This is a genomic window from Streptomyces sp. NPDC002623 (assembly GCF_053592635.1).
Window position 1 is genome coordinate 1 of record NZ_JBSFWB010000103.1, and the last position, 1,873, is coordinate 1,873.

Annotated in this window: 1 protein-coding gene and 1 pseudogene; both read left to right on the plus strand. The window is 70.5% G+C overall.

Annotation, left to right across the window (positions count from 1 at the left end; genetic code table 11):
* Positions 1–495: pseudogene (locus tag ACWD4O_RS48705) on the plus strand (MBL fold metallo-hydrolase); the annotation flags it as partial.
* Between the two features lie 54 nt (positions 496–549).
* Positions 550–1,839 (plus strand): YhgE/Pip domain-containing protein, encoded by a 1,290-nt coding sequence (locus ACWD4O_RS48710; protein ID WP_451289588.1) that lies wholly within the window; start codon positions 550–552, stop codon positions 1,837–1,839.
* Positions 1,840–1,873: the final 34 nt, after the last annotated feature.

The window sequence follows — 1,873 nt, forward strand, 5'->3', positions numbered from 1 at the left end:
TCCGACTTCCCCCACGCCCAGGTCCACCTCACCGCGGACGAGGCGCGCGGAGCCGTCCACTCCCCCACCTGGCGGGAGCGGATCCGCTACAGCTCGGCGCAGTGGGCGCACGGCCCGAAGCTCGTCGAGCACCGACCCGACGGCGAGCAGTGGCGCGGGTTCGCCGCGGCCAGGGAACTCGACGCGATCGCGCCCGGCATCGTCCTGATCGCCCTGCCCGGCCACACCCGCGGCCACGCCGCCGTGGCGGTCGACACCGGTACGCGCTGGATCCTGCACGCCGGCGACGCCTTCTACCACCACGGCACCCTCGACGGCCGCTCCCCCGTCCCCGCCTCCCTGCGCAGCATGGAGACCGTCGTCGGGTTCGACCTGAAGAAGGTCCGCGACAACCACGCCCGTCTGGCCGAGCTGTACCGGCGCGCCGATACTGACCTCACCATCGTCAGCGCCCACGACCCCGTCCTGTACGAGAAGGCGCGCGCGAGCGCCTAACGAGGAGTCCCGTGCGGGCCCCACCCACCGCGTCCCAGAACACGACGGAGAACCATGACCTCCGACGCCACACCCCCCGACGCCACGTCTCCCGGCGCCGGCCCTCAGGCACGCGCCACCGCACTCCTGCGCCGCCCCAAGCTGTGGGTGGCGCCCACGGTCCTCACCGGGCTGCTCGCCCTGCTGCTGTCCCTGCTCTACATGGGCGGCATCGTCAACCCGCAGGGCGACCTGCACGACCTGCCGATCGCGCTGGTCAACGCGGACACGGGCAAGCCGTTGCCCGGTCAGAAGCAGAATCTGGGCACCCAGATCAGCGCGGCCATCACCGCCGACTCCGCCGGCGGCAAGGCCGAGTGGCACACGCTCACCCGTGCGCAGGCCCAGGACGAACTGGACTCCGGCAAGGTCTACGGCGCCCTGGTGATCCCCTCCGACTTCACGGACTCCGTCGCCGCGCTCACCACGGCCAGGGCCACCGAGCGTCCGGTCATCACCGTGCTCACCAACCCGGGCAAGGGCAGCCTCGGCTCCTCCCTGGCGAGCCAGATCACCACGGCGGCCGGCCACCAGGCCTCGCAGACCATCGGCAAGCAGCTCACGACGGCCACCGCGGACTCGAGGACGAAACTGCTGCTCGCCGATCCGGTCGCGGTCACCACCCAGGTCGGCCACCCCCTCGGCAACCACAGCGGACTGGGACTGACCGCGTTCTACTTCACCCTGCTGCTCGTCCTGGCCGGATTCATGGGCGGCAACGTCATCAGCAACGGCGTGGACACCGCCCTCGGCTACGCCGACAACGAGATCGGCCCCTGGCACACCCGACTGCCCACGGTCCCGATCAACCGCACCCAGACCCTGCTGCTAAAGATGGCCATGACGGCGGGCATCACGCTCGTCAGCGTCTCCCTCGTGATGCTCGCCTGCGTCAGCATCCTCGACATGGACGCAACCCACATCCCCCTGCTGTGGATCTACTCCTACTGCGCGTCCCTCGCGGTCGGCCTCGGCGTCCAGGCCATCAACGCCGCCTTCGGCGGCATCGGCCAGCTGGTGTCCATGTTCGTGTTCATCGTGCTGGGGCTGCCGTCCTCGGGCGCCACCGTGCCGCTCCAGGCGGTCCCCGGCTTCTACGACTTCCTGTCCCACTTCGAGCCCATGCGCCAGCTCAGCGACGGCGTCCGCGCGATCCTCTACTTCGACGCACGCGGCGACGCCGGCCTCACCCGCGCCTGGATCATGATCGCGATCGGTGCGGCCATCGCGCTGCTCTTCGGCTTCGCGATGACCGTGTACTACGACCGCAAGGGCCACAAGCGCCTGACCCCGCAGCCCGTTTGATCCGAAGACGTCGGGGGCCGGGAGTTTCCCGGCC